General features: G+C 50.7%; 1 protein-coding gene and 1 pseudogene. Both read right to left on the bottom strand.

Annotated elements, in window-relative coordinates; genetic code table 11:
- A pseudogene (gene istB / locus R7Q41_RS24385) lies at positions 1–467 on the bottom strand (IS21-like element ISVch3 family helper ATPase IstB); the annotation flags it as partial.
- 10 nt (positions 468–477) lie between these two features.
- A partial coding sequence (locus tag R7Q41_RS24390; protein ID WP_411979072.1) for a Mu transposase domain-containing protein occupies positions 478–1,050 on the bottom strand: 573 nt, incomplete at its 5' end.

The raw sequence follows: 1,050 nt of genomic DNA on the forward strand, positions 1-1,050 counted from the left end.
GATTGAAGTTGCTTTTGATAGCTACCATCCAGACGACCTGCGGTCAGATCATCAAGCAAGCGAGTTAATCGGTAGTATCTGACCGTTTGTTGTTGGTCGCAGGCGCTGGTTGCAAGTGCGCAGCCAAGATACGTTTTACCTGCCCCTGTTGGGCCTGTGATCAAGATGTTCTGGTGCTTGTGCAGATAGCCACCCGTTAGAAGTTCGCTTATCTGCTTGCGGTTGAGGTTTCGTCCCTCCTTGTAGATGAGTTGGCTCGGCTGAGCATCCACTCTCAGCTTGGCTTGTCGTTTTAAGCGTTGGATTTTGGTCTGATTGCGATTCAAGATTTCACTTTCCAGAAGCAGGCTTAGCCTTTCCTCGAAGTCCAGCTCTGCGTAGGTGCTCAGTTGTTCTTGTTGCTGCTCTAACGCTTTCACTGCATGGCTCAAGCGGAGGGTTTTGAGTTGGTCGTTCAGTGCGTTCATATCCTTTCTCCTAGTGATAACAGTTCGGGCCACGAACATTGCTGTGAACAAGGTTCGGTGTATTCGCTTTATCTTTACTCAGTTGCCCTTCACGATTGTTCTTGAGTAGATTGTTGACGAAGGTGTAGTTGGGTTTTGTCAGCATCAGTGCATCTTTACAGGCTTGCTCTAGGCGCGATTCGCCATGGGCTTTGCTTAGGTTGAGTAACCCAAGGCAGGAACGATACGACTGCTCTGGATGAGGCTTCGAGTTAAGCATCTTATTGACGACCTCTCGTGTGGCTGGGCCGATATTGGCTCCCCAGTTGAGCAAGCGGCCAGGCGACCACTTCTGATGTTGATGATTACTCGGCATGTGCTCTGGTTGGGTGCTGTTTCCGCGCTCTCTTTGGCTGCGTGGATGCTGGGCGATCAAGTTACCTTGATGGTAAATCTGCACCAGACGGTTGGAGGCTTCCAGCTCGACATGGTGACCAACAAGTTGATGTGGCACCGAGTAGTAGTGGCGGCGATAGTCGATGTGATAGTCAGGCCCAACCTTAGCTCGTTTGGTTTCGGTATACAGGTAACGCTGTTTGGGGAG

This window comes from Vibrio sp. 2096 (assembly GCF_033339595.1).
GTDB lineage: Bacteria > Pseudomonadota > Gammaproteobacteria > Enterobacterales > Vibrionaceae > Vibrio > Vibrio alginolyticus.